Origin of the sequence: Nesterenkonia halophila (assembly GCF_009467795.1) — a bacterium.
Taxonomy (GTDB): Bacteria; Actinomycetota; Actinomycetes; order Actinomycetales; family Micrococcaceae; genus Nesterenkonia; species Nesterenkonia halobia.
Window position 1 is genome coordinate 69,943 of record NZ_WIAX01000002.1, and the last position, 26,138, is coordinate 96,080.

A 26,138-nucleotide genomic window follows, 5' to 3' on the forward strand; every position below is an offset into this window, starting at 1 on the left:
TCGGAGACCGCGATGAGGCTCAGACTGGTCGACGGCGAGCAGGTCGTCGTGCGCACGCGCGCCCACCGGCGCACGCTGCTGCCTGCTCTGCTGACCCTGCTGGTCACTGTGGCGCTGATGAGCTTCCTGCTGGGGTACGTCTCCCGCGGCTCGCAGCCGGAGGTGATCCGCCACTACAGTCATGTGCTCTCGACGCTGGTCGTCGGCGCCGGGACGCTGACGCTGGTCTTCGGCACGCTGCGCCCGGTGCTGGCCTGGGCCAACCGGGTCACCTGGCTGACCGATCTGCGGGTGGTGCGGAAGAACCTGCTCGGCGCCCCGCAACCGGTGATCGTGCCGCTGGGGCTGCTCGCCGAGGCGCAGCTGAAGCAGACCCGCCTGCAGGCGATGAGCGGCGCCGGCGACCTGGTGCTCCACCACGGGGCCTATGGGCAGCAGCAGCGCACTGTGCTGGCCGACATGCCCGACGCCGAGCATCTCCACACTGTGCTGGCCGAGGAGCTGGGCGCCTATCGCCGTGCGGCCGCTGCGCAGCACGCCCGCCGCGCCCGAGAGGCCGCGGTGACCACCGATCGAGGGAGCCTGAATGTCTGACTCCAGCCCGGGAACCAGCTCCGACTCCGTCGACGCCTCGGCGGACGACCCGGCGCGCATGCCCTCGGGCGCCGGCGACCGGGCGCCCGAGTACCTGGCCGGCGAGACCGGCGAGGTCCCGGGCCCCTGGGAGGGGGCCGGCGGCTATGCCCCCGAGCAGCTGGCCGCAGCCCGCGAAGACTGGTCGGACTTCCCCTCGCCGCGCAGTCGTCCCGCCGGGTCGCCCGGCGGGCCGAGCCTGGGCACCGGCGAGATCGCGCTGCCGCGGCCGCCGCGCCGTCGCGACGCCGCCCCGGCCGCGGCCACCCCGGAGGATACGGGCGCGCACAGCCTGCTCGACCCGGTCGACGCCGATACGCCCGAGGAGGCGGCGGAGGAGGTCACCGAGGAGAGCACTGCGCAGCCCGCCGGCGAGGAGTCGGCGGCCGGCGTCTCCGACGTGGACGCCTCGGACGACGCCGACGCCGACCGGGCCCCGGAGACTGCCGCGATCCCGATCCCGACGCTGGAGCAGCGCTCCTGGCATGCGCGGATCCGTGACCTCGAACGCCGGCTGCTCGGCGCCGAACGGACGCTGACCTATCGACAGATGGCCCGCGAGATGGGCGTGTCCACCCATTCGGCGCGGAAGCTCTGGCGCGCGCTGGGCTTCCCGAACCTCGACGACGACGTCAAGGCCTTCACGCACACGGACGTCGAGGCGCTGGCGACGATGATCGACCTGGTCCGCGAGGGACACCTCAATGAGGAGACCGCGATCTCGCTGACCCGCTCGATCGGCCAGATGACCGACCGGATGGTGGTCTGGCAGATCGAGGCGCTGGTCGAGGACAAGATCGCCAACGAGCAGCTCTCCGACGCCACGGCGCGCAGTCAGGTGGTCGAGACGCTGCCGGAGCTGATCGAGCCGATCCAGCGGCTGATGGGCTATGCCTGGCGACGCCAGCTCTCGGCGGCGCTGCAGCGGCTGACGGTGCGCGTGGAGTCCGGGCTCGCGGCGACCGCCCGCGGCCGCGACGGCTCCGAGGACGATTCGCCGCTGCCGCTGGCCCGGGCGGTCGGCTTCGCCGACCTGGTCTCCTACACCTCGTTGTCGCGGACGATGAGCGAGCGGACGTTGGCGCAGACCGTGCAGCGTTTCGAGTCCAAATGCGCCGAGATCATCTCCATCGGCGGCGGCCGACTGGTCAAGACCGTCGGCGACGAGGTGCTGTACAACGCCGAGACCCCGGAGGCCGGCGCGGAGATCGCCCTGGCGCTGGCCGAGACGATCGCCGCCGACGACGTGCTGCCCCAGGCCCGGGTCTCGGTGGTCTGGGGGCGGGTGCTCTCCCGGATGGGCGACATCTACGGGCCGACGGTGAACCTGGCGGCCCGGCTGACCGCGCTGGCGGATCCGGGCACGGTGCTGGTCGACTCGGTGACCGCCCGGGCGCTGGAGCCCGACGACGACTACCTGATGGTCCCGCAGCCGCCGCGGATGGTCCGCGGCTTCGGAGAGGTCACCCCGCATATGCTGCTGCGCTCCGGCGGCACCGGCATCGTGCTCGACGGCGGCTGATCGGCCTCCGGTCGGGCGATGACGAGCGAGGACGAACAATCGACCTCTGCCGGGTGTGACTCGACCGTGACATGATGGGGGAGTGCTTCGGCGCACACCGCGCGAACTCCCACCTCCACGCCAGCAAGAAGGGGCGAGCATGAGCGATGAGCAGCACTCCCGTCCCCGAGCCGAGCTGACGCTCGACTACGGGTACGGCTCGCACGTCGGGCTGCGACGGGAGCTGAACGAGGACTCCTCCGTGGTCACCGACGAGCTCTTCGCCGTCGCCGACGGCATGGGCGGCCACGAGGCCGGCGAAGTCGCCTCCTCGCTCGCCGTCCAGGCGCTGGCCGAGGGCTGGGAGCGCGCTCGCGGGCGGATCGACGACGCCGCGATGCGTGAGGCGCTGCACGAGGCCGACGCCCGCATCCGGCGAGAGACGGACTCCAAGGCCGGCACGACGCTGACCGGGGCGGTGGTCGCCGAGTTCGAGGGACGGCGGGAGTGGCTGGTCTTCAACATCGGCGACTCGCGGACCTACCTGCTGGCCGACGGGCGGCTGCGTCAGCTCACCCGGGACCACTCGCAGGTCCAGGAGATGTACGAGTCGGGCATGATCACCGCCGCGGAGATGCCCAACCACCCCAATCGCAATGTGATCACCCGGGCGCTGGGCGCCGGCGAGGCCTTCAGCGGGGAGTTCACCGCCATGCCGGTGGAGGCCGGCCAGCGCCTGCTGGTCTGCTCCGACGGGCTCACCGGCGAGGTCTCCGACGCGGAGATCGCCCGGATCCTCGCCGCCGGACGCTCGGCCCAGGACACGGTCGACTGGCTGATCCATCAGGCGCTGCGCGGCGGCGGGCGGGACAACGTCACCGTCGTCGTCGTCGACGTGCAGGCGGCCTGAGCCCTTCGCTCCCTCGCCCTTTCGCGCATCCCGAGACGACCCCTGGACTGTGTGAGGCTCGTCACGTACTATCTGTGTCGAAAGAAATCATGGAGAAATGCAATGATTGATGATGGGTGACACATAGGGGCGTCGCATGCGCAACCAGGGACTGGGCCCCTGGATGCTCCGCCGGGCGGAGCGATCGGGGCAGCACCTCGCGGTGATCGACGGGGACTGCCGTCTGACCTGGCGCGAGCTGGCCGAGCAGACGGCTCGTGAGGCGACCGCGCTGCACGAGGGAGGGATCGGTCCCGGAGATCGCGTCGCCTTCCTGGGCGAGAACAGCGTCGAGTTCCTCCGCACCATCTTCGCCGCCTGGCTGGTCGGCGGCGTCCTCGTGCCGCTCAACACCCGGCTCGCCGCGCCGGAGGTCGCCTTCCAGCTCGACGATTCCGGGGCGCGGCTGCTCCTTCATGATCAGGCCCTGGAGGCACTGGCCGCGGAGTCCTGCCCGACCGGGGCGGTGTCCCGCCGGGCCGTCGGGCAGCCCGGGCGGTCCGGGGCGACGGATGCGGCGCCGGGGCTCGCCGAGCCCTGGCGCGAGGACGTCGCCGTCGCCGAGGACGAGACGGCCATGATCCTCTACACCTCGGGGACCACCGGGCGGCCCAAGGGGGCCCGGCTGACGCATCGGAACCTGACGTGGAACTGCATCAACGCGCTGGTCGATTCCGATGTGCGCGGCGACGACGTCTGCCTCATGATCTCGCCGATGTTCCACGTCGCCTCGCTGGGCATGGGCGTGCTCCCGGCGGTGCTGAAGGGGGCGGCGCTGGTGATGGAGGCCCGGTTCGACCCTGGTCGTGCGTTGGAGCTCATCGAGCGGGAGCGCGTCACCAGCCTCGCGGGCGTCCCCACGACGTTCCAGATGCTCATGGAGCATGACGACTGGGAGCGGCGGGACCTGAGCTCGCTGCGCCGGATGAGCTGCGGCGGCTCGGCCATCCCGCACACTGTGCTCGACGCCTACGAGTCCCGCGGCCTGGCCTTCACGATGAACTATGGGATGACCGAAGCCTCTCCGGGCGTGACGATGAGTCCGCCGGAGCGGACTCGGGAGAAAGCCGGCTCCTCCGGGCTGCCGCATTTCTTCACCGAGGTGCGCATCGTCGACCCGCTCGGTGAGGATCTGGGGCCGGGGGAGACAGGGGAGATCCTGGTCTCCGGCCCGCAGGTGATCACCGACTACTGGAATCGCCCCGACGCCGGATCGGCCTTCCGCGACGGATGGTTTCACACCGGCGATGTGGGACATCGTGACGAGGACGGGTTCCTCTACGTCACGGACCGGCTGAAGGACATGTTCGTCTCGGGCGGGGAGAACGTCTACCCGGCCGAGGTGGAGTCGACGCTCATCGAGCATCCGGCGGTGTCCTCGGTCGCCGTGGTCGGCGTGCCGGACGACCGGTGGGGCGATGTGCCGCATGCCTACATCGTCGCCGCCGAGGGGCGGTCCATCTCGGAGCAGGAGGTGATGAGCTTCCTTGACGGGCGGCTGGCCCGGTACAAGATCCCGCGGCACGTGACGCTCGTCGAGGACCTCCCCCGCACAGCCTCCGGCAAGCTGCGCAAGAGCCAGCTCGTCGGTCGGCGCCCCTCGGCGTGACCGGTGTCCGGCGCCGCGCGGGGCGGGGTCAGAGCGTGATGCGACGCAGCAGCTCGTTGAGCTGGTCCTGCTCCTCCGCCGTCAGCGCGGCGAGAGAATCCGCCGTCGACTCGCTCAGCAGGCTCCGGGCCTCGGCGAAGAGGCGCCGTCCGTCGGCGGTCGCGCGGATGGTCTTCGAGCGCCGGTCGTGCGCACCGGGGCGGCGCTCGACGGCGCCGCGCTGTTCGAGGCCGTCGACGATGCCCACCACCTGGCTGGGGTCCAGGACGAGGAAGCTGCTCACCTCGGTCTGGGTCGGTGCCGGGTCGCTGCAGGCCAGAGCCAGCACCGAGTACTGGCGCACTTTCAGCTCCAGGCGGGCGAGCTTCTTGTTCGCGGCCGCCGAGCCCAGCGAGGACGCGCGAGCCATCAGGAACAGCGGCTCGTCGGTCAGCGGGCTCCCTGCCGTCGACGGCTCGCCGTCCGGGGTGCTCGGAGGGGTCATGCGGGTCCTTCCTCGGGCGATCGTCCGTTCATCCTGCGCCGGCCCATATTATGACAGAACTTAATGATTGACGTATTCAACGGATGTCGTTCTAATGGAGTGAGATAGCTCGCTGAGGGACGCCGTCGTACCTCAGCTGTCGTCGACGAGAGATGGAGCGCCATGACTTCCGCAGCCCGGAGGCCCCTGGAGGGCAGAGTCGCCGTCGTCACCGGATCCGGTCAGGGGCTCGGCCTCTCCTATGCCCGCGAGCTGGCTCGGCAGGGGGCGGCGGTGGTCATCAACGACGTCGACCAGCAGGCCGTCGACGCCGCCGTCGCCTCGATCGTCGAGGACGGCGGCCGGGCCAGCGCCGTCGTCGCGCCGGTGGGATCCGCGGAGACGGCGACCGCCCTCGTCGAGGGGGCCGTCGAGGCCTTCGGCCGTCTGGACATCCTGGTGACCAACGCCGGCATCCTGCGGGACCGGTCGCTGCTGAAGATGACCGACGAGGACTTCGACGCCGTGATCGGCGTGCACCTGCGCGGCACCTTCGTCTGCGTGCGCGAGGCCTTCCGCCACTTCAAGGAGAACGGCGTCGCCGGACGGATCATCACCATCGGATCCCCGACCGGCCAGTACGGCACCTTCGGACAGACCAACTACGCCGCGGCCAAGGCCGGCATCGTGGGCATGGTCCGCACCTGGGCCCAGGAGATGGCGCGGGCCGGAGTCACCGTCAACACCGTGGTGCCGGTGGCCGCGACGGCGATGACCGAGACCGTCCCCTACTTCCGCGCCGCCGTCGAGGCCGAGCGTGCCGGCGAGCCGGTGCCGGCCTTCTTCCGCCGGGATCTGGGCTTCGGCAGCGCCGCCGACGTCTCCGGCGTCGTCGCCCACCTGGCCTCCGACGAGGCCTCCGACATCAGCGGCCAGGTCATCGGCGTCGGCGGCGACCGGCTGCAGATCTTCAGCCACCCCCGCCCGGTGTCCACCGAGTACGAGGACGGCGGCTGGACGCGCGAGGCCGTCGCGCGGCGGCTTCCCGCGCTGATCGCCGAGCATCGGCAGTCGGTGGGCGAGACGCTGCCGCCGCTCCCCGAGGAGCTCCAGCCGAAGGACGCGTCCTGACGGACGTCGGCCGGACGCGGCAGACGAGGCTAGACGACGCTGGACGAGGCAGAGGAGGCCGCCGTGCGCTATGAACCCGCTGTCGACGTCGACGCCCTCGAGGCGATCGACATGCACGTGCACATCGAGTGCTCCGACGACGGGCATCCGTCCCTGCCCGCGGCGCTGACCGAAGCCTCCGGGGCCTACTTCGCCGCCGAGGAGCGCTCGCCGACGCTGGACACGATCGCCGAACGGTACCGTGAACGGCGCATGGCCGCCGTCGTGTTCACCGTCGACGCGACGACGGCGCTGGGGCACCCGCCCAACTCCATCGAGGAGATCGCCGCCGGCGCGGCGCGACACCGGGACGTGCTCATCCCCTTCGGCTCGGTGGACCCCCACCAGGGCGCGGAGGCGGTGGCCCGAGCCCGACGGCTCGTCGAGGAGCACGGTGTCCGCGGTTTCAAATTCCACCCCTCGGTCCAGGCCTTCGACCCGTCGGCCCCCGCGCATCGGCCGCTCTACGCCGCCCTGCAGGAGATGGGGGTGCCGGCGCTGTTCCATACCGGGCAGAACGGCATCGGGGCCGGACTCCCCGGCGGGTTCGGCATCAAGCTCGGATGGTCCAACCCCATGCTGCTGGACTCTGTGGCCGCGGAATTCCCGGAGCTGCAGATCATTATGGCGCACCCCTCCGTACCGTGGCAGGACGAGGCGCTGTCGATCGCCGCGCATAAGACGAATGTGTGGATCGACCTCTCCGGGTGGTCGCCGAAGTACTTTCCGCCGCAGCTGGTGCGCGCCGCCGGCCGGAGGCTGCAGGATCGGGTGCTCTTCGGCACCGACTATCCGCTGATCACTCCGGAGAAGTGGTTCGGGGACTTCGACCAGCTGGAGATCGGCGCGGAGGCACGGTCGAAGATCATCAAGCACAACGCCGCGCGGCTGCTCGGGCTCGCCCAGGGGACGGGCTGAGCCGATGGACGAGAGCGCCGAGGACCGGCTGTATCCGTTCTGCGATCCGCTCGCCCTGGAGAACCGGCTCACCGACCAGGAGCGCGGCCCGCTGCATCGCCTGCGCGGCGTGCTCGACGAGCATGCTCAGCCGCTGCTCGCCCGGCACTGGGAGGCCGGGACCTTCCCGCACGAGCTGGTGCCGCGGCTGATCGACGCCGACCTCATCGTCCCGCCGGAATTCGACGGTGCGCCGGCGCGGCGCCTCTACGAGGGGTTCCGCACCTTCGAGCTCGCCCGCACCGACGCCTCGCTGGCGACGTTCTTCAATGCGCAGGCCGGGCTGTTCCGCACGGCCTGTCGGCTGGGCGGCACGACGGGGCAGGCAGCCGCCTGGGATCCGGAGATCACCAGCTGGCGGACGCGGGGCGTCTTCTGCCTGACCGAGCCGGACCACGGCTCGGACATCGCGAAGGGGCTGACGACCACGGCACGCCGCGAGGGCGACACCTGGGTGCTCGAGGGGGCCAAACGGTGGATCGGCGGCGCGGACACCGCCGAGGTGCTGGCGGTCTTCGCCCGCGACGTCGCCGACGGCGAGGTCAAGGGATTCCTCGTCGACGGCGGCGCGGCGGGGCTGGAGGTCACGACGATCGGCGGCAAGACGTCGCTGCGCATGATGCAGAACGCCGACGTCGTCCTCGACGGGGTCCGCGTGCCCGAGTCCCGACGGCTGGGGGCCGTCGAGTCCTTCGGCGACGTGGCCGTCATGCTCGGCCGCCTGCGTGCCGACGTCGCCTGGATCGCCGCCGGCGTCCAGGCCGGCGCCTACGAGGCGGCCCGCCGCTATGTGCGCTCGCGCGAGCAGTTCGGACGCACGCTGGGCGGATTCCAGCTCGTCCAGGAGAAGCTCGCGCGCATGCTCGGGAATCTGACCTCCTCGCTGACGATGACCACGGCGCTGGCCGACCGGCAGGAGGACGGACAGTACCGGGACGAGGACTCCGCGCTGGCGAAGATGACCGTGTGTCGCACCATGCGCGAGACCGTGGCGCTGGCCCGTGAGGTCGTCGGCGGCAACGGCATCGTGCTGGACCACGACGTCGCGCGGTTCCACGCCGACGCCGAAGCGGTCTACACCTACGAGGGCACCCACGAGATCAACGCCCTGGTCGTGGGGCGGGCGGCGACGGGGGTCGGCGCGTTCGCCTGACACCGAGGCACGAGAAGAGGAGAGAAACCATGGACGCATCCCAGGGCCACAGTTCCGAGGCCAGCACCGCTCCGACCGTCGTCAGCTTCGAGGAGGTGCTCTCGCTGGAGGGCTCCACGCTCGGGCCGACCTCCTGGCGGGAGATCACCCAGGAGCAGGTGAACACCTTCGCCGCGGCGACCGACGACCATCAGTGGATCCATGTCGATCCCGAGCGGGCTCAGGACGGACCGTTCGGCGCCCCGATCGCCCACGGCTTCCTGACGCTGTCGCTGCTGATCCCGATGTGGACGGAGCTGCTCGACGTCACCGGGGTGAGCACCAAGGTCAATTACGGGCTGGACACAGTGCGCTTCACCAATCCGGTGGTCGTCGGCTCGCGGGTGCGGATGACGGTCGCCGTCAGCGAGGTGAAGGAGGTCGCCGGCGACGGGCTGCATCTCGTCGCCGAGGCGTCCATCGAGATCGAGGGGCAGGAGCGGCCCGCCGTGGTGGCGACGTTCCTCACCCGCTTCTACCGGTGAGCTGAGGTCGGCCGCGCCGGCGGGATCCGGACGTCGCGCCCGCAGACATACCCCAGGCCGGTGTAGATCCCGATGACGACCAGGGCCGCGTACAGCGGCGGCTCCCAGGATCCGGTGCTCTCGAACAGCTGGCCGGCGAGCACCGGGAGCGCGCCGCCGATGAGGTAGCCCACCCCTTGGGCCATGCCGGAGAGTCGGGTGGCCTGGGCCGCGCTGCCGGCGCGCAGCGAGACCATGGTCAGCGAGAGCATCAGCGTGGCGGTGGAGGCCAGTCCGCAGACCACCGCCCAGACCGGCATCAGCGGAGGCAGGACGATCATCCCCGCCACGCCGGTCGCCATGGCGAGACCCAGGCCCACGGCCACCAGCCGATGGTCGTCCCGGCGCTGCATGATCCTGCCGACGACGAGCGTGGCGACGATGCCGACGGCCTGGAAGGCCGCCACCCCGTAGCCGCCGGCCCGCTCGCTGAAGCCCTGGGCGGTGTGGATGGACGCCATCCAGGTCAGGAAGAAGTAGAAGATCGAGGACTGCAGGCCGAAGAAGAGCGTGACCTGCCAGGCCAGGGCGGAGGTCCACACGCTGCGCTCCTCGCCGGCGGCCGCAGGGATACGTTCGGAGGCGCGGGGTGCGCTCGACCGACGACGGCGCGACAGCCGGATGCTCCACAGCCCGGCGCCGAGGAGTGCCAGCAGCCCGGTGCCGGCCAGGGCCGCCTGCCAGCCGAGAGCATCGGCCAGCGGCACCGCCGTGCCGGAGGCGGCTGCGGCGGCGGCGGTCAGCGCCGCAGTGTACGTCGCCGTCATCATCGGGACCCGGTCGGGGAAGTCCTGCTTCACGAGGATCGGCACCAGCACGTTGATGACTCCGATGGAGCCGGCCAGCAGCACAGTGCCCAGGAACAGCGCGGAGGGGATCACTTCCACGGCGCGCAGCAGCGTGCCGACGGTGAGCGTCAGCAGGGCCAGGAAAATCGCCCGGTCCCTCCCCACGCGGCGGCCGAGATGGTGGACGAAGGGGGAGACGGCGGCGAAGGTGAAGACCGGAGCGGCACCGAGCACGCCGAGCATCGCCGGGTCCATCCCGGTGTCGTCCCCGATGCGCTCGATCAGCGGGCCCACCACAGTGATGGCCGGGCGCAGGTTGGCGGCGACCACCAGGATCGTGGCGAGCAGCATCAGCTGCGACGGCCCACGGTGCCCCGGCTGCTCCATGGGGCTAAAGTAGTCGGCACGGCGGGGCCGCAGACTGGCCGTCCCAGCGATCGGGACCGGTCCGCGGCTGCACGGTCGGAGCCCGCAGACCGGAGCCCGCACGACCGTGCCCCGGCCGTCAGCAGACCGGGGCACGGCAGGCGGTGCGGCGGGAGCGGCTCAGGTCCGGGCCGTGCGCCACCCGCCCGCGTACTCCGTGCGAGCCACCTCGGAGTAGGGCACCGGACTGACCACGGCCCGGACGGTGGTCTGTTCATGCGGCTCGACCGTCGGCTTGGAGGTGCCGCCGTCGGGCTCGCCCCAGACCACGGTGACCTCGGCGCCCTCGGGCACATCGGCGTCCACTGTGGCCAGCGAGATCACCGTGCGGTCGTTGGAGGTGTAGCCGGTGAACATGGAGAAGCCGATCGTGGTGCCGTCGGCGTCCAGCACGGCGTCGTAGTTCGACGAGCCGTACTGCGCCATCGGCAGGTCGAAGTATTTGTACTGCGGGCCCTCGCGATCCACCAGCGAGCCCCAGATCTTCTTCACGTCCTCGGCGTTCCAGGCCAGGGTCACCTTCCGCCGCTGGGCGCCGGGGTCCATCTTCTCCAGCGCCGCGCGACCGATGAAGTCATGGTCGAACCTGATGAAGCCGCCGTAGCCCAGGTCCCAGGGGGTCAGGTAGTAGTCCTCGATGGACTCGCCGACGAAGCTGCCGGCCAGCGCGTTGACTGCCTCGTAGCTGTCGGCGCCCAGCCACTCCCGGTACCCGCGCAGCTCCTCGCCGGTGTAGATGGCCGGCAGCGGCGACGGGATCCAGCCGGACTCGATGGTGTTGGACGAATAGGTCCGCGAGCCCACCGGCACCATGCCGAACTCCTCGCCGGCCTCCAGGATGGTGTCGCGGATCTCGAAGTAGTCCTCATAGGGACCCCAGATCTCCAGGCCCGGGGCTCCCGCCATGCCATGGCGCAGCGTGCGGACCTGCTTGCCGCCGATGGTCATCGTGGACATGGTGAAGAACTTCAGCTTCTCCAGCGGCGCGCCGTGCAGCTTCTCGATGACCTGCCAGGCGTTCGGCCCCTGGATCTGGAACCTCCAGTACGCGCGCGAGACCGGCCGGCCCATGGGGTGCGAAGGCGACCGTCGGTCCACCTCGACCTCGACGTCATAGCCGCCTGTCTCGGCGTGGTACTGCAGCCAGTTCGCGGCCGGCGACCGGCCGACGTAGACGATCCGCTGCTCGGCTTCGCGGAAGACGATGCCGTCGCCGATCACATGGCCGGCAGGCGTGGTCGGCACGTACTGCTTGGCCTTGTCGACCTCGAAATTGGCGACGGAGTTCACCGCGGTGTCCGAGATCAGCTGCAGCGCGTCCGGGCCGGTGATGAACAGGTTGTCCATGTGATGAGTCTGGTCGAACAGCACAGCGGTGGTGCGCCAGGCCTGCTGCTCGTGGCGCCAGTTGGAGAACTCCGCAGGCACCACCGGGTAGATGTAGGCGCCGATCTGCGAGTTCCGCAGGAGGGTGACCGTGTCGTCGGCCTGGTCGAGGACGTCCTGAAGGTGCTGAGCTGACATGGATGCTCCTTCCATAGGGTCAGGCTCCGCGGGGACGGAATCCCTGCTTCGCCTGCTGGATCTGTTCGTAGACGTGGTGTCGAAGCTCGGTGAAGCGCGGATCGGAGCGCGTCTCCAGCTGGGTGCGCTCCGCCGGCAGGTCGATCGCGATGTCGTCCTGGATGACCGTCGGGGAGGAGGACAGCATGATCACCCGCTGCCCCAGGTAGACCGACTCGTCGATGTCATGGGTGACGAACAGGATCGTCACGCCGAGCTTCTTCCACACTGAGCGGATGAGGTCCTCGAGGTCGGCGCGCGTCTGCGCATCGACGGCGGCGAAGGGCTCGTCCATCAGCAGCACTTCGGGCTGGTAGGCGATCGCCCGGGCGATGGCCACACGCTGCTGCATGCCGCCTGAGAGCTGCCAGGGGTAGGACTTGTGCACGTGCTCCAGCCCCACGGCCTCGAGCGCCTCGTCGACGAGCTCCTTGCGCCGCGCCCTGGGGGTTCCGGCGTTCTTCAGCGGCAGCTCCACGTTGGCGCCCACGCGCAGCCAGGGGAAGAGCGACCGGCCGTACTCCTGGAACACCACGGCCATGTTCTTCGGCGGTCCGGTGATGGTCTTCCCGCCGAGGGCCACGTCGCCGTCGCTGGTGCTCATCAGCCCGGCGATGCATTTCAACAGCGTCGTCTTGCCGGATCCTGAGGGGCCGACCAGGCAGGTCAGTTCGCCGCGCCCGAGGTCGAAGGTCAGGTCACGGATGGCCTCGACGGGTCCGGCATCGGCGGGATAGATCTTCTGCAGGCCGCGGACGCGCAGCAGCGCCTCCTCGTCGGGCAGGGTGGCGCCGGCTGGGCCGCTCGTCGCGGCGGGGGAGGCGTCTTCCGGATCAGGCTGCATTCTCCACCTCTTTCAAACCGTGGTACCAGCGGAGGACTCGGCGTTCGACGAACTGGAAGATGAAGGACAGAGCGACGCCGATCATGCCGAGGACGACGATCCCGGACCACATCTCGGGGATCGCGAAGGACCGCTGGAATTGGACGATCGTGAAGCCCAGCCCGGACGAGGTGGCGAACATCTCCGAGATGACCATCAGGATCAGACCGATGGAGAGGGTCTGTCGGACCCCGGCCATGATCGGCGGGGCGGCTCCCGGGAGGAGCTGGTGGCGGATCCGGCTGAAGCCGGTGATGCCGTACGCCCGCGACGTCTCGCTCTGCACCGGGTCGACGCCGCGCACGCCTTCGATGGTGTTCAGCAGCACCGGCCAGAGGCAGCCGGAGACGATGACGGCGACCTGCATCTCGGTGCCCACGCCGATGGTCAGCATCAGCACGGGGATGAGAACCGGCGGCGGCAGCGCGCGGAAGAACTCGAAGACCGGTTCGGTCAGCGAGCGGGCGGTCTTGTTCAGCCCGACGAGCAGCCCCAGCAGCACGCCGAGCACGATGGCCAGGAAGAGCCCCAGCACAAGACGCTGCAGGCTGGGCAGCACGTCCTCGGTCAGCCGCTCGCCGGTGATCCAGGTGTTGACGAAGGTGTCGGCCAGCTGCACCGGTTCCGGGACGAAGAAGCTGCTGCCGCCCAGGGTGTAGCCCCACCAGACGGCCAGCAGCAGGACGGGCAGCGCGAAGAGCGCCAGGGCGGTGGAGAGGAGGCGTCGGGCGATGCTCATGCGGCCAGCTCCGCCCGGACCGATGTGTGCCAGGACAGCGCCCGGCGCTCCACCCATCTGGCGGCCAGGTTGATGAGCACGCCCAGGATGCCGGTGGCCAGGATCAGCGCGTACATCCCGGTGATGGCCCCGCCCTGCTGAGCTCGGCTGATGGCGCTGCCGAGCCCCGGCGAGCCGATGACGAGTCCGGCGGTGATCGCCAGGATCAGCGCCACCGCCGCCGCGAGCCGGATCCCGGTCATGAAGTACGGCAGCACTGTCGGAAGGACCACGTCCCGCACGCGCTGCAGGGGGCTGAACCCGTAGGAGCGGGCGGTGTTCATCGCCACCGTGTCCACATCGGCGACTCCGTAGAGCACCTGGATGAGGACCTGCCAGAAGCAGGCGTAGATGATCAGCATGAGGGCGGACTCGATGCCGATGCCGAACAACAGCACGGCCAGCGGGATCAGCGCCACCGAGGGGATGGGGCGCAGGAACTCGATGGTCGAGTGCGTATAGCGGCGCAGGAACGGGCTCATCCCGACCAGCAGGCCGGTCGCCGTCGCCGTCAGCGCGGCCAGACTCAGCCCGACGGCCCAGGCGAGCATCGTGTCGTACACGTCGGACCAGAAGATGCTCGAGCCGAGATTGCCGATCGCCGCGGCGATCACCTCGCTGGCCGGGGGCAGGTACCTGCCGTCGATCACGCCCGCGCGAGGCAGCAGCTCCCAGATGAGCAGAGAGCCGGCGATGCCGGCGAGCCCCAGCAGCGGCGCTCTCCACGCAGGGTCCCCGCTGCGCGGCCTTCCCCGGGATCCACGCGTCACGTCTCCTCCTCGGTCCGCACATGGTGGCCATGGGGACTCGTCGCTTCTCGGTCTGGTGCCATGATGGAACAGCCCGAGGAGTGATGCGCATCATGGTCCATTGGATAGGAAAATGCGAACAGTCGTGCGGATGGTGAATCACCTCGCCGGCCGCGGTGCGAGATCCGTCGCGAGTCGGCCGGACGGGAGTCCGCCGCCGCACTGCGGGTCCTGGCGCCGATCAGCCTCCTCGTCACTCCACGACCACCTCGTTGAGGTCGACAGGCTCGTCGACGAAGTCGTACTCGACCATGAGGTCCACCATCGTGGACAGCTGCTCGACGCGCGGGTCGCTGTCGTACTCCTCCATGCGGATCTCGGCGGCGGCCTCCTCGGGCATGTCCAGGAAGCTCGCCAGAGCGGAGGCGGTGCCCTGCGGGTCCTCCTCCGCGGCGGAGAGCGTCTCGTCCATCGCGGCCTGGAACTGGTCCACCGCCTCCGGGTTCTCCGTGGCGTAGCGCCCGGAGGTGAACGAGATCATCGTCGGCAGGCCGGGGATGACCTCCTGGTTGGGCTCGCCCAGCAGCTCGAACTCGTCCTGCGCCAGCGACTGACTCAGGAACGGCTCGGGGAGCCAGGCGGCGTCGATGTTGCCCCGCTCCAGCTGGGCCTCCATGTCCGGGAAGTTGACCTCAGTGAGGTCGATCGCCCCGGGGTCGCCGCCGTCCTGGGAGACTGCTTCCATGATGGTCAGGTCGCCCTGGCCGTTGAGCACGTTGACGGCCATGCTCTGCTCCTCCAGGTCGCTCCAGGACTCCAGATCGTCCTCCGCCCGGACGACGACGCCGTTGATGTCGTCGCCCTCCGCATACGAATGCGAATAGCCGGACAGGATGCGCATGTCCAGCCCCTGGTCGACGGCGACCAGCACGGAGAGCGCATTGCCCACGGCGAAGTCCATGTCTCCGGCCTGGACCGTCGGCAGCATGGCAGCGGCACCCTGTCCGGGCGTCAGCGTCACGTCCAAGCCGTGCTCGGCGAAGATCCCCTCGTCGAGGCCGTATTGCACGGCCGCCGACGGCGCGATGGACAGCACACCCAGCGTGACCTCGACCAGGTCGTCGTCCTCGCCGGATCCGGCGCCGCCGTCGTCGGCCGAGCCGGAGCAGCCGCTGAGCAGCAGCGCTGCGGCGCACATCAGTGCGATTCCGTGTGATGCTCGTGCCATGGTGAAGGCCCCCCTCCCGTGTCAGGTGCGATGCATCGACAGTCGAGCGCAGTGCTACTCGGTGACGGTGTGCTCGCTGAACAGCTCGTCCAGGTTGATCTCCTCGTCGATGACTCCGGTCTTCGCGGAGATCTCGTTGATCTCCTGCAGGGAGTCCCGGTTCACCGCCGCCGGGTAGCGCGAGAGGGTCAGCTGGTCGATGACGCCCTCGTCCAGGTCGGTGTAGGTCGGCAGGATCTCTCGCACGGCGTCCGGATTCTCGTCGGCGTGACGCTGAGACTCGGCCATCGCTCGGCTGAAGGCGTCGACGACCTCGGGGTTGGCGTCGAGGTAGTCCGCGGAGGTGAAGTAGGTGGCCACGGTGAGGTCCTCCACCGGGTAGGCGTAGTTCGAGAAGATCGCCCGGCCGCCGTCGTCGAGGATCAGCGTCTGGAACGGCTCCACGGCCGCGGCGGCGTCGACGTCTCCGCTGCTCAGCGCGCCGGCCATATCCGGGAACGGCATCTCCACGTAGTCCAGCGTGGAGGGGTCGCCGCCGGACTGCTCCACCGCTTCGCTGATGGTGGAGTCCGAGATGTTGCTCAGCGTGTTCACCGCGATGCTGGCCCCTTCCAGATCTGTGATCTCGGTGATGTCGGAGCCGTCCGGGACGACGACTGCGGCGAAGTCCTCGTCCGGGTCTCCGGTGGTGCCGCTGCCTCCGGCGAGGATCTCGACGTCGAGGCCTCGGGACTCGGCGATGACCAGCGAGGTGACATTGCTGAAGCCGAAGTTCATCTCGCCGCCGACCACGGCCGGCAGCAGTGCCGCGCCGCCCTGGGCCTGGGTGAGGGTGAGGTCGAGGCCCTCGTCCTCGAAGAAGCCCTCCTCCTGGCCGAGGTAGATCGCGGCGTTGTCCACGATCGGTAGGACGCCGACTTCGATCGGCGTGAGCTCGCCGCCGTCTCCCGGCGCAGAGCCTCCGTCGTCCTGGGCGTCGCCTCCGGAGCCGCACGAGCTGAGCACAAGTGTCAGGCCTCCGAAAATAGACAAGGCTGTCAGTGATGGAAGGGTGGAGCGTGTCATCGGGGAACTCTCCTTCGGCGGTGGGCGAGTGACGCGTGAGCGGAGTCGGAGGTGGAGCAGGTCGGTGCTCGCCGTCGCTCCGGGAGCTGCTCCGACTCCGTGCCGTCGGGTCGTGCTGACGACTCCGGGCGAGCCTGCGGCGTCGGCGGCTGCCGGTGCTCCCCGCCTGCGGACCTCCGGCGTGTCTTGGGTCACACTAGGCCTGGACGACAGTCGTCGTGGTGTCGAGTCCCATTGGCTGGTAGCTCGTCCTGGGGTGGTGCGGGGGAGTTCGGCGGCGTCGGGCGGCGTCGCCGGGATCCGGCCGGGATCCGGCCGGGGCCGCCCCGGGCTCGCCGGTGGCCGATGGCCAGTGGTCCGAGGCGGTGTGACTAGGCCGCGACCGGCTCTGCGGCGCCCTGTGGCCCTCGGTCTGCGGGCCGCTTCTGACGGCTCAGATCGGCGGAGAGGGCACGGGCGGCCATCGTCAGTGCCGCCAGGTGGTGTCGCGGAGTCGTGGCATCGGCGGGGACGACCACGGTGAGGGCGGCCAGGGCGCGCCCCTGCTCGTCCAGCACCGGTGCTGAGATGTCCGTGGTGCGCCGGTCGACCACGGGGGCGAGCTGGGCGTATCCCCGGCGGCGCGCCTCGGCCAGCTCGGCGCGGAACGTCGGCCGCTCGGCGGCGATCCGTCCGCCCCGCCGGCTGAGCAGCTCGTCGACCACCGTCGGCGCGGAGAAGGCGAGGATCGCATGGCCCATCGAGGTCAGGTGCACAGGCATGCGGCCGGCCACCTCGGCGGTGTTCTCCGCCGCCCCCGTGCGGGAGAGCTGCTCGACGACCATGACGGAGGGGCCGTCCAGCACGGTCAGCTGTGTCGTGTGCTGCACGACGCCGTTGAGGTCCTCCATATGCGGCAGCGCCGTCCGGCGCAGCGTGGTCGCCAGCGGGGTCCGCTGGGCCATCTCCCAGAGTCGCTGCCCGAGGGAGATCTGCCCCTCGGGCCCGCGCTCCAGCATGCCCCTGCGGGCGAGGTCGTCGATGAGTCGATAGGCGGTGGACTTGGGCAGGCCTGTCTCGCGCGCCAGGCCGTTCGGCGACAGCTCGGGTTCGGCTTCCAGGGCGGTCAGCATGCGCATGACTCGGTCCAGGACCGAATCTCCTGAGGGTGAGTTCGCCATGAGGGGCCTCCTTGTCCCTGCGCTCGAGGAAGCTGCCTGATCTTCCTCCGCGTCCTTATTGAGTGGGACGAACACTGGTGTGAGTGTGGCGTAGTTCATATAGTGGCGTCAAGTTCGACATGCGAACATCGAGGAGAAGGAAGCGATGAGAACTCAGGCGCGCGCTGATGGCCGGAGGTGACTACGTCCAGTCGCTGGCGCGCGGCGTCGACGTCATCCGGGCCTTCACCGGCGGGCCGGAGGGGGCGTCGAGCACCTCGTCCGCAGGGCTGTCCCTGGCGGAGGTCACCGAGCGGACGGCACTGTCACGGGCGACGGCACGGCGCTTCCTGGTCACCCTGGCGGATCTGGGATATGTCGTGCGGCGGGGAGGCAGGTTCGAGCTCACTCCCAAGGTGTTGGAGCTGGGATATGCCTGCTTCGCCTCGGCCGATCTGTCGCGGCTGATCCAACCGGTCGTCGAGGATCTCTCCGCGCGCCTCGGCGAGTCGGTCTCTGCCGCCGTGCTGGACGGCGGGTACATCGTCTACATCGCCCGCGCCCCCGTCCGGCGCGTCGTGCGGCTCGAGATCTCGGTGGGCACCCGGCTGCCGGCCTACGCCACGTCCATGGGCCGGGCGCAGCTCGCCCAGCTGCCCGCGGGGCAGGTCCGGGAGAGACTGGAGCTGCCGCTGGCGGCGCTGACTCCGGACACGGTCACCGATGTGAACGAGCTGTTCGCTCAGCTGTGGCTGGGGCGGCGGCGCGGCTGGATCCTGGTGGAGCATGAGCTGGAGGCCGGACTTCGATCCGTGGCCGTGCCGGTCTTCTCTCCGGGCGGCGAGGTGGTCGCGGCGTTGAACGTCGCGCTGGGGACAGCCGACGGCGCGGCAGGCAGCTGCGCCGAGCTGGAGAATACCTTCGTGGGCCCGCTGCAGGAGGCGGCAGAGCGGGTGCAGGTCCTCCTGGGGCTGCAATGGTGAAGGCCGCTGCGGAGGTCACATCCGACGTCGTCGTCGGGGAGCGGGACCGATCGCTCCATAGAGTGGCGCCCAGCAGGGAGCCGCGTCCGTCCCGGGACGAGCGCCGGGGCGCAGGAAGAAGCCCGCATCGTACTGAGGAGGCACCACATATGGCCAAGCCCGTAGCAGTCACCGCCCGGGAGAAGGAGGTGCTGGCCGGACTGGTCGAGAACATGGGCTATGAGGTCATGCCGTTCAAGTCGGTCAAGGACAGAGTCGTGGCCGAGGTGCCCACGGAGGTGCCGCTGACCATCACCGCCACAGGCGGCAAAGGGCTGGAACCGACCCTCGATGCGGCCTTCTTCCTGCGCGAGCAGGGTTACACCGTCGCCCCGCATATCCCGGCGCGACTGGTGGGCGGACCCGAGGAGCTGGACCGGCTGATCTCCCGGATCGAGGCCGCCGACGTCGACCGGATCTTCATCGTCGCCGGCGATGCCGAGGAGCCCGCCGGCGAATTCCACGACGCCATGGATCTGCTGACGGCTCTCGAAGACCGGGGGCACAGCTTCGCGACCATCGGCGTCGGCGGCTATCCCGAGGGGCACGCCAGCTTCCCGCAGGCCGACATCGACAGCGCCCTGCGGAGGAAGGCGCCGTATGCGGACAGGATCCTGACGCAGATCTGCTTCAGCGCCGACGCCGTCGTCGACTGGGCGGAGCGCATCAAGGCCGACGGCGTGGACCTGCCCATCTACGCGGGGATGCCCGGGCCGGTCAGCCGGCAGAAGCTCGCCCGCGTCTCCGCCGGGCTGGGACTCGGGCAGTCGGCCAGCTTCCTGGCGAAGCAGCAGAACATGGTCTGGAAGTTCTTCTCGCCCTCCGGCTACAAGCCCACCAAGCTCATCCGCGGGCTGGTCCGGAAGCTGGCCGAGGGAGAGGCGGACACTGCGCTGACCGGCTTCCACGTCTTCACCTTCAACGATCTGGCCGCCACGGAGGCGTGGCGGAGGGACCTCATCGCCCAGGCCTCGTAGGCGCCCCGGGAGCGGACGCGTCGTCCCGCGCGCCGTCGTGCCCGATCGGGCTCTGCTCACCGGGCTGACAGGACACGTCCTAGACTGGGGTGCGTGAGTCAGAGCCCCAGCCCGAGTCCCAGTCAGAGCTCCGAGGACCCCGCCGTGCCCGCCGATGAGCTGCGCGAGGAGCATGCGCGTCTGGCCGAGGAGATCCGCGGCCACCGCACTCGCTACTATCAGGAAGCCGACCCGCTCATCTCCGATGCCGAGTTCGACGAGCTCTTCCGCCGGCTCGAGCGGATCGAGGCCGAGCATCCGGAGCTGCGCACCGCCGATTCGCCCACCCAGCAGGTCGGCGAGGGCGTCTCGGAGGCCTTCGCCCCGGTGGAGCACCTGCGTCAGATGTACTCGCTGGAGGACGTCTTCTCCCGCGAGGAGCTGCGCGCCTGGCATGAGCGCGCCGTCGCCTCGCTGGCCGAGCTGCGCCCCGACGCGACGCCGCGCTGGCTCACCGAGGTGAAGATCGACGGGCTGGCCATCAGCCTGCTCTACCGCGACGGGCGGCTGGTCCGGGCCGCGACCCGAGGCGACGGGCATACCGGCGAGGACGTCACCCACAATGTCCTCACCATCGACGACGTCCCGCGCCGGCTGGCCGGCTCCGACCATCCCGAGGAGCTGGAGGTCCGCGGCGAGATCTTCATGCCCACCGCCGAGTTCCACGCCTTCAACGAGCAGCTCGCCGCCCAGGGGAAGGCCCCGCTGGCGAACCCGCGCAACGCCGCGGCCGGCTCGCTGCGCCAGAAGGATCCGGCGAAGACCGCCGAGCGGCCGCTGAGCATGTTCGTCCACGGCGTCGGCGCCCGCTCCGGCGTCGAGCTGACCAGCCAGCACGACGCCTACGACCAGCTGGCCGCCTGGGGGCTGCCGGTCAGCCCCTACACACGGATCCTCTCCGACCTCGAGGAGATCGAGGAGTATCTCGACGCGCATCTGGCGAAGCGCCATGAGCTGGTCCATGAGATCGACGGCGTGGTGGTCAAGGTCGATGACTTCGACCAGCAGCGGGCCCTGGGGCACACCTCTCGGGTGCCGCGCTGGGCGGTGGCGTACAAGTATCCGCCGGAGGAGGTCACCACCCGGCTGGTGGACATCCGTGAGCAGGTCGGCCGCACCGGCCGCGTGACGCCCTATGCGGTGCTGGAGCCGGTGCAGGTCGCCGGCTCGGAGGTCTCCCGGGCGACGTTGCACAACCAGGACGTGGTCCGGGCGAAGAACGTGCTGATCGGCGACGACGTCTTCATCCGCAAGGCCGGCGACGTCATCCCCGAGGTGCTCGGCCCGGTGATGCCGGCACGCGAGGGCCGCGAGGAGGAGCTGCGCGAGTACGTCTTCCCGGCCGCATGCCCGTCCTGTGGGACGACCCTGGCCGCGGCCAAGGAGGGCGACGTCGATCGCCGCTGCCCGAACGCCGAGTCCTGCCCGGCCCAGCTGGCCGAGCGGGTCATCCACGTCGGCTCTCGCGGGGCGCTCGACATCGAAGCACTCGGCGAGGAGGCCGGTCTGGCGCTGACGGACCCGGACCGCCGGCGGCCGTCGAAGGAGCTGATCGACCACGACGCCCTGGCGAAGTCCGGCGTCGAGGTGGCCTTCGGAGACGACGGCGAGCCGCTGCCGCAGACCCCGGTGCTGCGCAGCGAGGCCGAGCTCTTCGACCTGACGCCGGAGGACTTGCGCGGGGTCCACGTCTGGCGCGAGGTGCGGCGGAAGAACGCCGAGACCGGCCAGCCGGAGGGCACCGGACGCTGGGCGCCGTCGCTGTACTTCTGGACCAAGGCGCAGCACTACGCCGACGGGCGGCTGAAGAAGACCTCCGAGCCCACGGAGAACACCGTCCAGCTCGTCGCCGAGCTGGAGAAGGCCGAAGAGCAGCCGCTCTGGCGCGTGCTGGTCGCGCTGTCCATCCGCCACGTCGGGCCCACCGCCTCGCGGGCGCTGGCCTCGGCCTACGGGTCGATCGAGCGGATCCGCTCCGCCGACGAGGAGGAGCTCGCCGGCATCGACGGCGTCGGCCCGACCATCGCCGCGGCGGTGCGCGAGTGGTTCGCCGTCGATTGGCATCAGCGCCTCATCGACCGCTGGGCCGCGGCCGGAGTGCGGATGGTCGACGACGTCGACGAGTCGACCCCGCGGACGCTGGAGGGTATGACCGTGGTGGTCACCGGCAGCCTGGAGAGCTTCTCGCGCGACGAGTCCAAGGAGGCGATCATCGCCCGGGGCGGCCGCGCGGCCGGCTCGGTGTCCAAGAAGACGCATTATCTGGTGGCCGGCGAGAACGCCGGCTCCAAGGCCGAGAAGGCCGAATCCCTCGGCGTGCCGGTGCTGGACGAGGACCAGTTCCGGACGCTGCTGGCCGAGGGACCCGACGGGTTGGAGGACTGAGCATGACCGAGGCACGTGAACTGCTGGACGTGGCCGCCGAGGCCGCGGCCGCCGGAGCCGCTGTGCTCGCCGAGCGCGACGCCGTCGCGCCGTCGGGCCGGGTGCTGCGCGGCGACGAGTCGGGCCTGAAGACCAAGTCCTCCGAGGCCGACCTGGTCACCGACTTCGACCGCCGCTCCGAGCAGGCGGTGCGCGCGGTGATCGGCCGGCGTCGCCCGCAGGACGCGATCACCGGCGAGGAGTACGGCACCAGTGCTCCGGAGCAGGCCTCCGGGATCCGCTGGTCCATCGACCCGCTGGACGGCACGACGAACTTCGTCCGCGGCATCGTCTACTACGGCACCTCGGTCGCGGTGCAGGGCCCCGACGGCGACTGGCTGGCCGGAGTGGTGCATGCGCCGGCGCTGGACCGGCTGTGGTGGGCCTCCCGCGGCGCCGGCGCGTTCACCGGCCGAGTGTCGACCGCGCGGCCCGGCGCCGGCGACGGCGTGGGAGGCGTCGACGATGCCGGCCAGCCCGGCGTGGACCGGCTGAGCGGACCGCAGGGCACGCGCGCGGCCGGGCTGCTCTCCACCGGCTTCGGCTACGATGCCGCCCGTCGGGAGCAGCAGGTGTCGGCCGTCGTCGAGCTGCTGGGCGGCTTCGGGAACCTGCGCCGGCTGGGCGCGGCGGCGCTGGACATCTGCATGGTCGCCGACGGCACGGTCGAGGCCTACGCCGAGTACGGCATCCAGGAGCACGACTGGGCCGCCGGCGCGCTGATCGCCGAGGAGGCCGGGGTGCCGATGCGCCGTCCGCTGGCCGCCGACGGGGCCGCTCACCCGGACTGGTGCATCGCCGGAGACCTGGGCGTCCCGCTGGAGCAGCTGCGGCCGGCGCCGCGGGAGACGGTGGCATGACCGGCGAGGCCGACGTCGCCGTCGACGCGCGTGAGGCCGCGACGCGGGGCCGCGGCCGGGGCACGGCCGCGCCGCGGGTGCGGGACGCCGCGCCGGCCGACCACCCCGCGATCGCGGAGCTGACGATGGCCGCCTACGCGGCCGGGGGACACATGCGCCGCGAGGATCCGTACATGCGGCAGCTGGCCGACGTCGCCCACCGCGCGGAGCACGGTGAGGTGGTCGTCGTCGAGCTCGACGGCGACGTCGCCGCCTCGGCGGTGATCACCTGGCCCGGAGAGGTGCTCTCCGAGCTGGCGCGCGAGGGCGAGATGGAGTTCCGCATGCTCGCCGTGGATCCGCGGCATCAGGGGCGCGGCGTCGCCCGCACGCTGGTGCGGCATCTGATGGCCCGCGCCGACCAGGCGCCGGGGACCGAGGCGGTGGTGCTGTGCAGCCTGCGCTCGATGACCGCCGCGCATGCGCTCTATCGGTCCGAAGGCTTCGTCGCGGACCCGTCGCGCGACCTGGTGGTCGAGGGCGTCGGCCGCTTCCCGTTCTTCCGCCGCCGCCTGGCGTGACCCCCTCCTCACCTGCGATGACTCCGTGGAACGCGTGGGAATACGCGCTCGTTCCCACACCTTCCGCCGAGCCACCGTCGGGGAGTTCTCCACAGGCTGAGGGCCGTCGTCAGCGAGACAGCTGACACGTTGGCAGCCTCTCCTCCGGCCGAGAACCAGGATGAGGGGAGACGACGTGGAGGAGCGTGTCGAGGCCGCCGGGCGTTGGCGCCGGTGGATGTGGCGAGCGATGACGACGACGGCGGCCGGGGCGGCGGCCCTGCTGGCGCTGAGCGGCTGCGGTCCCAGCGATGAGGAACTGACCGCCCAGGCCGAGGAGGACCAGCTGGCCGCGCCGCTGGAGGTGGGCTGGGAGTCCGACGACGAGTTGCTACGCGCCGTCGGAGGAGGGGCCGGGGCACCCCGAGGCCGTCGATGTCGAGACGGGAGAACGGCTGAGGTCGGGGCTGGCCCAGGGGACCTTCGCGGACCGGCCGTACACCTGTGGGGAGACATTCTGCGCCGAGGGAGAATGGTGGTATCAGGACGGGGGCTCCGGGTACTTCGCCGAGTCTCAGGAGATCGCCTTCGACTGGGGGATCGGAACGGTGGACGGCGCGTGAGCAGGTCGACGGGACGGAGGACGAGGATGCTCCGCCGGTGACCGAGGACCCTGATCGGCTATGGCGCCGACGGGGAGAACCGATGGGAGCGTCCATACACCGAGGCGCTCGGGCATGAGAACACTGAGGACCGCTCGGTCCGGTACACCGACGGGGGCGAGGATTATCCCCTGATCCTCTCGGTATGGCCGTATGGAGGAGACGGGGAGAAGAAGGACCTCGGTTCACTGACCAGCACGCTGCGGCTCGACGTCTCGACCGGCGAGACGCTCTGGAAGGCCGAGAATGCCCACCTGGGCTGCGACTACGCGGATCTCTCCAGCGATGAACTGATCGATGGCGACCCGACGGTGGCCATCGCCTGCGGCTACGACGCCGGCACCCGGACGTTCAGCCAGGATGACGACGGGGAGACGACCTGGGAGGACCAGGACGTGGACCAGTATGTCGCCGGCCTGGACATCGACGCCGGCGAGCAGGTGTGGCGCGTCGACATCGATGGCGCCGCCCAAGTCGAGGAGCCCGAGGCGGGCATCGTGAACGATGCGCGCTACGAGGAGATGCCGTCACGTGATGGTGAGACCGTCACGATCGACCTCGTGACGGGAGAATCGGTCACATCCCGGGATGCCTACGAGCCGACGGCGTTCTGCTGGAAGGGCCGGGACTCGTCGGAGGTGCGTCGATACACCGAGCGCGCTGAAGGCACGTGGAGCACGGGTGACGATCTGGCCGACGTCGAGCGCTACGGATCGAGGTTCCCTGCGACCGGGACGAGCAGGCCGCCGTCGACGAGATGCCGACGGTCGCCGAGCTGCGCCGCATCGACTACCAGGAGGAGAGCGGCGTCGTCGTGGTCCGCGGACGCGATGGGATGGTCGGTTATGAGGTTCCGGCGCTCGAGGATTTCCGCGAAGACGCCTGACAGCTTCGCCCACCAGGTGGTGGCTCCGTGGCTCGTGTGGGAATGTCGCTTCATTCCCACACCTCCTGCGGAGTCATCGCCAGGGGCGCGCGGGGCACTATCGCCAGGAGGGCGCGGCTCAGGCCGGCGTCGCCGGACGCGTGCGCACCGCGCCGGCGCAGGCGACGATCACCAGCAGCATGGCGACCAGATCCAGCAGCTCGAGGCGCTGGCCGAGGACGACGAAGGCCGTCAGCGCCGCCATCACCGGCGACAGGCAGGTGAGGATGGAGAAGGTCGAGGCATGCAGGCGCTGCAGCACGCGCGTCTCGATGCCGTAGGGGATCGCCGAGGAGAGCAGCGCGATGCCCAGGCCGACGGCGAGCACCCAGGGATCCAGCAGGGCGGCGCCGGCCGAGGCGGTCCCCAGCGGGACGACCACCAGGGATCCGACGCACATCGCCAGGGCGAGGCCCTGGGCGCCGGGCAGCACGCGGCCGGCACGACGATTCATCATGATGAACCCCGCCCAGCAGGCGGCCGCGCCGAGGGCGAAGGCGACGCCGACCGGATCCAGGCCGTCGACGGCGTCGAACCCGTCGCGGCCGAGCGTGCCGACGCCGGCCAGGGCGAGGAATGCCCAGAGCAGGCCGAGCAGGCGGCGTCCGGTCAGCACCGACAGCGTCAGCGGGCCCAGCGCCTCGATGGTCACCGCGATGCCCTGCGGGATCCGGTCGAAGGCCTCGTAGATCATCAGGTTCATGCCGGTCATCGTCGCGCCCAGGGCCAGCACGGTGAGCCAGCCCGATCCGGTGATCGCGCGCAGCGCCGGCCGCAGGATGGCCACCATGATCAGCGCGGAGAACAGCAGACGCATCATCACCATGCCCTGCGGGCCGACGCTGCCGAAGAGCGTGGCCGCCAGCGAGGCCCCCAGCTGCTGGCCCAGGATGCTCACCAGCACCAGCAGGATGGGGACGGTGGTCGAGTGTCTCACCCGGACAGGATAGACGGTCATGACCGAGGCCCGTCGATCCGCGGCATGAGTGCGATCCCGGGGCGCCTGTGGAGAACGTCTGCGGCGACGGCGGGAATCTGCCTATCCTCGTCGGGACGCCGCGGCGCGCGGAGGC

Annotated in this window: 25 protein-coding genes; 13 read left to right on the forward strand and 12 right to left on the reverse strand. The window is 70.5% G+C overall.

The annotated features are described in order from the left end of the window. Positions 1–12 precede the first annotated feature (12 nt). The 4 genes from GCL72_RS01415 to menE all read left to right on the forward strand — a co-directional run bounded on the left by GCL72_RS01415 (position 13) and on the right by menE (position 4,692). Positions 13–594, forward strand: coding sequence for a hypothetical protein (locus tag GCL72_RS01415; protein WP_153142931.1), 582 nt, complete (start codon positions 13–15; stop codon positions 592–594). 331 nt (positions 595–925) lie between these two features. After that, a complete protein-coding gene (locus tag GCL72_RS01420) occupies positions 926–2,155 on the forward strand; it encodes an adenylate/guanylate cyclase domain-containing protein (RefSeq protein ID WP_425486755.1) in 1,230 nt (409 codons plus the stop codon). Positions 2,156–2,294: 139 nt separating this feature from the next. Next, the gene (locus tag GCL72_RS01425) at positions 2,295–3,044 is read left to right on the forward strand and encodes a PP2C family protein-serine/threonine phosphatase (RefSeq protein ID WP_153142932.1); all 750 of its coding nucleotides are present in this window, start codon (positions 2,295–2,297) and stop codon (positions 3,042–3,044) included. Between the two features lie 136 nt (positions 3,045–3,180). Beyond that, entirely contained in the window at positions 3,181–4,692 is a 1,512-nt protein-coding gene (gene menE / locus GCL72_RS01430; protein ID WP_153142933.1) for an o-succinylbenzoate--CoA ligase, read from the forward strand. A 28-nt stretch (positions 4,693–4,720) separates the two neighbouring features. On the opposite strand, the gene GCL72_RS01435 is transcribed toward menE, so the two are convergent. Beyond that, complete coding sequence (locus GCL72_RS01435) at positions 4,721–5,176, reverse strand: MarR family winged helix-turn-helix transcriptional regulator (RefSeq protein WP_153142934.1); 456 nt, start codon at positions 5,174–5,176, stop codon at positions 4,721–4,723. 162 nt (positions 5,177–5,338) lie between these two features. On the opposite strand from GCL72_RS01435, the gene GCL72_RS01440 reads away from it, so the two are divergent. The 4 genes from GCL72_RS01440 (at position 5,339) to GCL72_RS01455 (ending at position 8,959) form a co-directional block, all read left to right on the forward strand. After that, complete coding sequence (locus GCL72_RS01440; protein WP_153142935.1) at positions 5,339–6,286, forward strand: SDR family NAD(P)-dependent oxidoreductase; 948 nt, start codon at positions 5,339–5,341, stop codon at positions 6,284–6,286. Between the two features lie 111 nt (positions 6,287–6,397). Further along, the gene (locus GCL72_RS01445) at positions 6,398–7,243 is read left to right on the forward strand and encodes an amidohydrolase family protein (RefSeq protein WP_153142990.1); all 846 of its coding nucleotides are present in this window, start codon (positions 6,398–6,400) and stop codon (positions 7,241–7,243) included. A gap of 4 nt (positions 7,244–7,247) precedes the next feature. Continuing rightward, complete coding sequence (locus tag GCL72_RS01450) at positions 7,248–8,435, forward strand: acyl-CoA dehydrogenase family protein (protein WP_153142936.1); 1,188 nt, start codon at positions 7,248–7,250, stop codon at positions 8,433–8,435. 29 nt (positions 8,436–8,464) lie between these two features. Beyond that, positions 8,465–8,959 (forward strand): MaoC family dehydratase, encoded by a 495-nt coding sequence (locus tag GCL72_RS01455; RefSeq protein WP_153142937.1) that lies wholly within the window; start codon positions 8,465–8,467, stop codon positions 8,957–8,959. On the opposite strand, the gene GCL72_RS01460 is transcribed toward GCL72_RS01455, so the two are convergent. The 8 genes from GCL72_RS01460 to GCL72_RS01495 all read right to left on the reverse strand — a co-directional run bounded on the left by GCL72_RS01460 (position 8,950) and on the right by GCL72_RS01495 (position 17,638). After that, positions 8,950–10,173 (reverse strand): MFS transporter, encoded by a 1,224-nt coding sequence (locus GCL72_RS01460; RefSeq protein WP_153142938.1) that lies wholly within the window; start codon positions 10,171–10,173, stop codon positions 8,950–8,952. The two genes, GCL72_RS01455 and GCL72_RS01460, sit on opposite strands and share 10 nt — an antisense overlap. Positions 10,174–10,332: 159 nt before the next feature. Continuing rightward, positions 10,333–11,736, reverse strand: coding sequence for a vanillate/3-O-methylgallate O-demethylase (ligM, locus tag GCL72_RS01465; protein WP_153142939.1), 1,404 nt, complete (start codon positions 11,734–11,736; stop codon positions 10,333–10,335). A gap of 19 nt (positions 11,737–11,755) precedes the next feature. After that, entirely contained in the window at positions 11,756–12,619 is an 864-nt protein-coding gene (locus tag GCL72_RS01470; protein WP_153142940.1) for an ABC transporter ATP-binding protein, read from the reverse strand. Beyond that, positions 12,609–13,397, reverse strand: a complete 789-nt coding sequence (locus GCL72_RS01475; RefSeq protein ID WP_153142941.1) for an ABC transporter permease — start codon at positions 13,395–13,397, stop codon at positions 12,609–12,611. The genes GCL72_RS01470 and GCL72_RS01475 overlap by 11 nt, the downstream gene beginning before the upstream one ends. Next, positions 13,394–14,206 carry an ABC transporter permease gene (locus GCL72_RS01480; protein ID WP_153142942.1) on the reverse strand — a complete coding sequence of 271 codons (813 nt, stop codon included), beginning with the start codon at positions 14,204–14,206 and terminating at the stop codon, positions 13,394–13,396. The genes GCL72_RS01475 and GCL72_RS01480 overlap by 4 nt, the downstream gene beginning before the upstream one ends. A 232-nt stretch (positions 14,207–14,438) precedes the next feature. After that, complete coding sequence (locus GCL72_RS01485) at positions 14,439–15,413, reverse strand: ABC transporter substrate-binding protein (protein WP_153142943.1); 975 nt, start codon at positions 15,411–15,413, stop codon at positions 14,439–14,441. Positions 15,414–15,467: 54 nt separating this feature from the next. Then, positions 15,468–16,478 carry an ABC transporter substrate-binding protein gene (locus tag GCL72_RS01490; protein WP_153142944.1) on the reverse strand — a complete coding sequence of 337 codons (1,011 nt, stop codon included), beginning with the start codon at positions 16,476–16,478 and terminating at the stop codon, positions 15,468–15,470. A gap of 371 nt (positions 16,479–16,849) precedes the next feature. Continuing rightward, positions 16,850–17,638, reverse strand: coding sequence for an IclR family transcriptional regulator (locus GCL72_RS01495; protein ID WP_170289520.1), 789 nt, complete (start codon positions 17,636–17,638; stop codon positions 16,850–16,852). A gap of 167 nt (positions 17,639–17,805) precedes the next feature. Here GCL72_RS01495 and GCL72_RS01500 point away from each other — a divergent pair, with 167 nt between their 5' ends. The 5 genes from GCL72_RS01500 (at position 17,806) to GCL72_RS01520 (ending at position 23,499) form a co-directional block, all read left to right on the forward strand. Further along, on the forward strand, positions 17,806–18,600 hold the full coding sequence (locus GCL72_RS01500) for an IclR family transcriptional regulator domain-containing protein (protein WP_153142946.1): 795 nt from the start codon (positions 17,806–17,808) through the stop codon (positions 18,598–18,600). Between the two features lie 149 nt (positions 18,601–18,749). Continuing rightward, positions 18,750–19,616 (forward strand): methylenetetrahydrofolate reductase, encoded by an 867-nt coding sequence (locus GCL72_RS01505; RefSeq protein WP_211364933.1) that lies wholly within the window; start codon positions 18,750–18,752, stop codon positions 19,614–19,616. A gap of 93 nt (positions 19,617–19,709) precedes the next feature. Continuing rightward, a complete protein-coding gene (gene ligA, locus GCL72_RS01510; RefSeq protein ID WP_246160956.1) occupies positions 19,710–22,040 on the forward strand; it encodes an NAD-dependent DNA ligase LigA in 2,331 nt (776 codons plus the stop codon). A gap of 2 nt (positions 22,041–22,042) precedes the next feature. Continuing rightward, a complete protein-coding gene (locus GCL72_RS01515) occupies positions 22,043–22,939 on the forward strand; it encodes an inositol monophosphatase family protein (RefSeq protein ID WP_153142947.1) in 897 nt (298 codons plus the stop codon). Next, on the forward strand, positions 22,936–23,499 hold the full coding sequence (locus GCL72_RS01520; protein ID WP_153142948.1) for a GNAT family N-acetyltransferase: 564 nt from the start codon (positions 22,936–22,938) through the stop codon (positions 23,497–23,499). Before GCL72_RS01515 ends, GCL72_RS01520 begins: the two co-directional genes overlap by 4 nt. Before the next feature lie 826 nt (positions 23,500–24,325). Here the strand turns inward: GCL72_RS01520 and GCL72_RS01525 are convergent. From GCL72_RS01525 to GCL72_RS01535, 3 genes are all read right to left on the reverse strand, one after another. Beyond that, positions 24,326–24,613: a hypothetical protein gene (locus tag GCL72_RS01525; protein ID WP_153142949.1), complete on the reverse strand. Its 288-nt coding sequence runs from the start codon at positions 24,611–24,613 to the stop codon at positions 24,326–24,328. Between the two features lie 233 nt (positions 24,614–24,846). Continuing rightward, the gene (locus GCL72_RS01530; RefSeq protein ID WP_153142950.1) at positions 24,847–25,080 is read right to left on the reverse strand and encodes a hypothetical protein; all 234 of its coding nucleotides are present in this window, start codon (positions 25,078–25,080) and stop codon (positions 24,847–24,849) included. A 64-nt stretch (positions 25,081–25,144) separates the two neighbouring features. Then, entirely contained in the window at positions 25,145–26,002 is an 858-nt protein-coding gene (locus GCL72_RS01535; protein WP_246160957.1) for an EamA family transporter, read from the reverse strand. Between the last annotated feature and the right edge of the window lie 136 nt (positions 26,003–26,138).

Bases quoted from the DNA above. Each gene is read 5' to 3' on its own strand.
- GCL72_RS01415 (WP_153142931.1), top strand. From the start codon at position 13: ATGAGGCTCAGACTGGTCGACGGCGAGCAGGTCGTCGTGCGCACGCGC.
- GCL72_RS01440 (WP_153142935.1), top strand. From the start codon at position 5,339: ATGACTTCCGCAGCCCGGAGGCCCCTGGAGGGCAGAGTCGCCGTCGTC.
- GCL72_RS01495 (WP_170289520.1), bottom strand. From the start codon at position 17,638: ATGGCGAACTCACCCTCAGGAGATTCGGTCCTGGACCGAGTCATGCGC.
- GCL72_RS01490 (WP_153142944.1), bottom strand. From the start codon at position 16,478: ATGACACGCTCCACCCTTCCATCACTGACAGCCTTGTCTATTTTCGGA.
- GCL72_RS01520 (WP_153142948.1), top strand. From the start codon at position 22,936: ATGACCGGCGAGGCCGACGTCGCCGTCGACGCGCGTGAGGCCGCGACG.
- ligM (WP_153142939.1), bottom strand. From the start codon at position 11,736: ATGTCAGCTCAGCACCTTCAGGACGTCCTCGACCAGGCCGACGACACG.
- GCL72_RS01505 (WP_211364933.1), top strand. From the start codon at position 18,750: ATGGCCAAGCCCGTAGCAGTCACCGCCCGGGAGAAGGAGGTGCTGGCC.
- menE (WP_153142933.1), top strand. From the start codon at position 3,181: ATGCGCAACCAGGGACTGGGCCCCTGGATGCTCCGCCGGGCGGAGCGA.
- GCL72_RS01470 (WP_153142940.1), bottom strand. From the start codon at position 12,619: ATGCAGCCTGATCCGGAAGACGCCTCCCCCGCCGCGACGAGCGGCCCA.
- GCL72_RS01530 (WP_153142950.1), bottom strand. From the start codon at position 25,080: ATGAAGCGACATTCCCACACGAGCCACGGAGCCACCACCTGGTGGGCG.
- GCL72_RS01515 (WP_153142947.1), top strand. From the start codon at position 22,043: ATGACCGAGGCACGTGAACTGCTGGACGTGGCCGCCGAGGCCGCGGCC.
- GCL72_RS01435 (WP_153142934.1), bottom strand. From the start codon at position 5,176: ATGACCCCTCCGAGCACCCCGGACGGCGAGCCGTCGACGGCAGGGAGC.
- GCL72_RS01460 (WP_153142938.1), bottom strand. From the start codon at position 10,173: ATGGAGCAGCCGGGGCACCGTGGGCCGTCGCAGCTGATGCTGCTCGCC.
- GCL72_RS01425 (WP_153142932.1), top strand. From the start codon at position 2,295: ATGAGCGATGAGCAGCACTCCCGTCCCCGAGCCGAGCTGACGCTCGAC.
- GCL72_RS01475 (WP_153142941.1), bottom strand. From the start codon at position 13,397: ATGAGCATCGCCCGACGCCTCCTCTCCACCGCCCTGGCGCTCTTCGCG.
- GCL72_RS01450 (WP_153142936.1), top strand. From the start codon at position 7,248: ATGGACGAGAGCGCCGAGGACCGGCTGTATCCGTTCTGCGATCCGCTC.
- GCL72_RS01485 (WP_153142943.1), bottom strand. From the start codon at position 15,413: ATGGCACGAGCATCACACGGAATCGCACTGATGTGCGCCGCAGCGCTG.
- GCL72_RS01455 (WP_153142937.1), top strand. From the start codon at position 8,465: ATGGACGCATCCCAGGGCCACAGTTCCGAGGCCAGCACCGCTCCGACC.
- GCL72_RS01500 (WP_153142946.1), top strand. From the start codon at position 17,806: ATGGCCGGAGGTGACTACGTCCAGTCGCTGGCGCGCGGCGTCGACGTC.
- GCL72_RS01445 (WP_153142990.1), top strand. From the start codon at position 6,398: ATGCACGTGCACATCGAGTGCTCCGACGACGGGCATCCGTCCCTGCCC.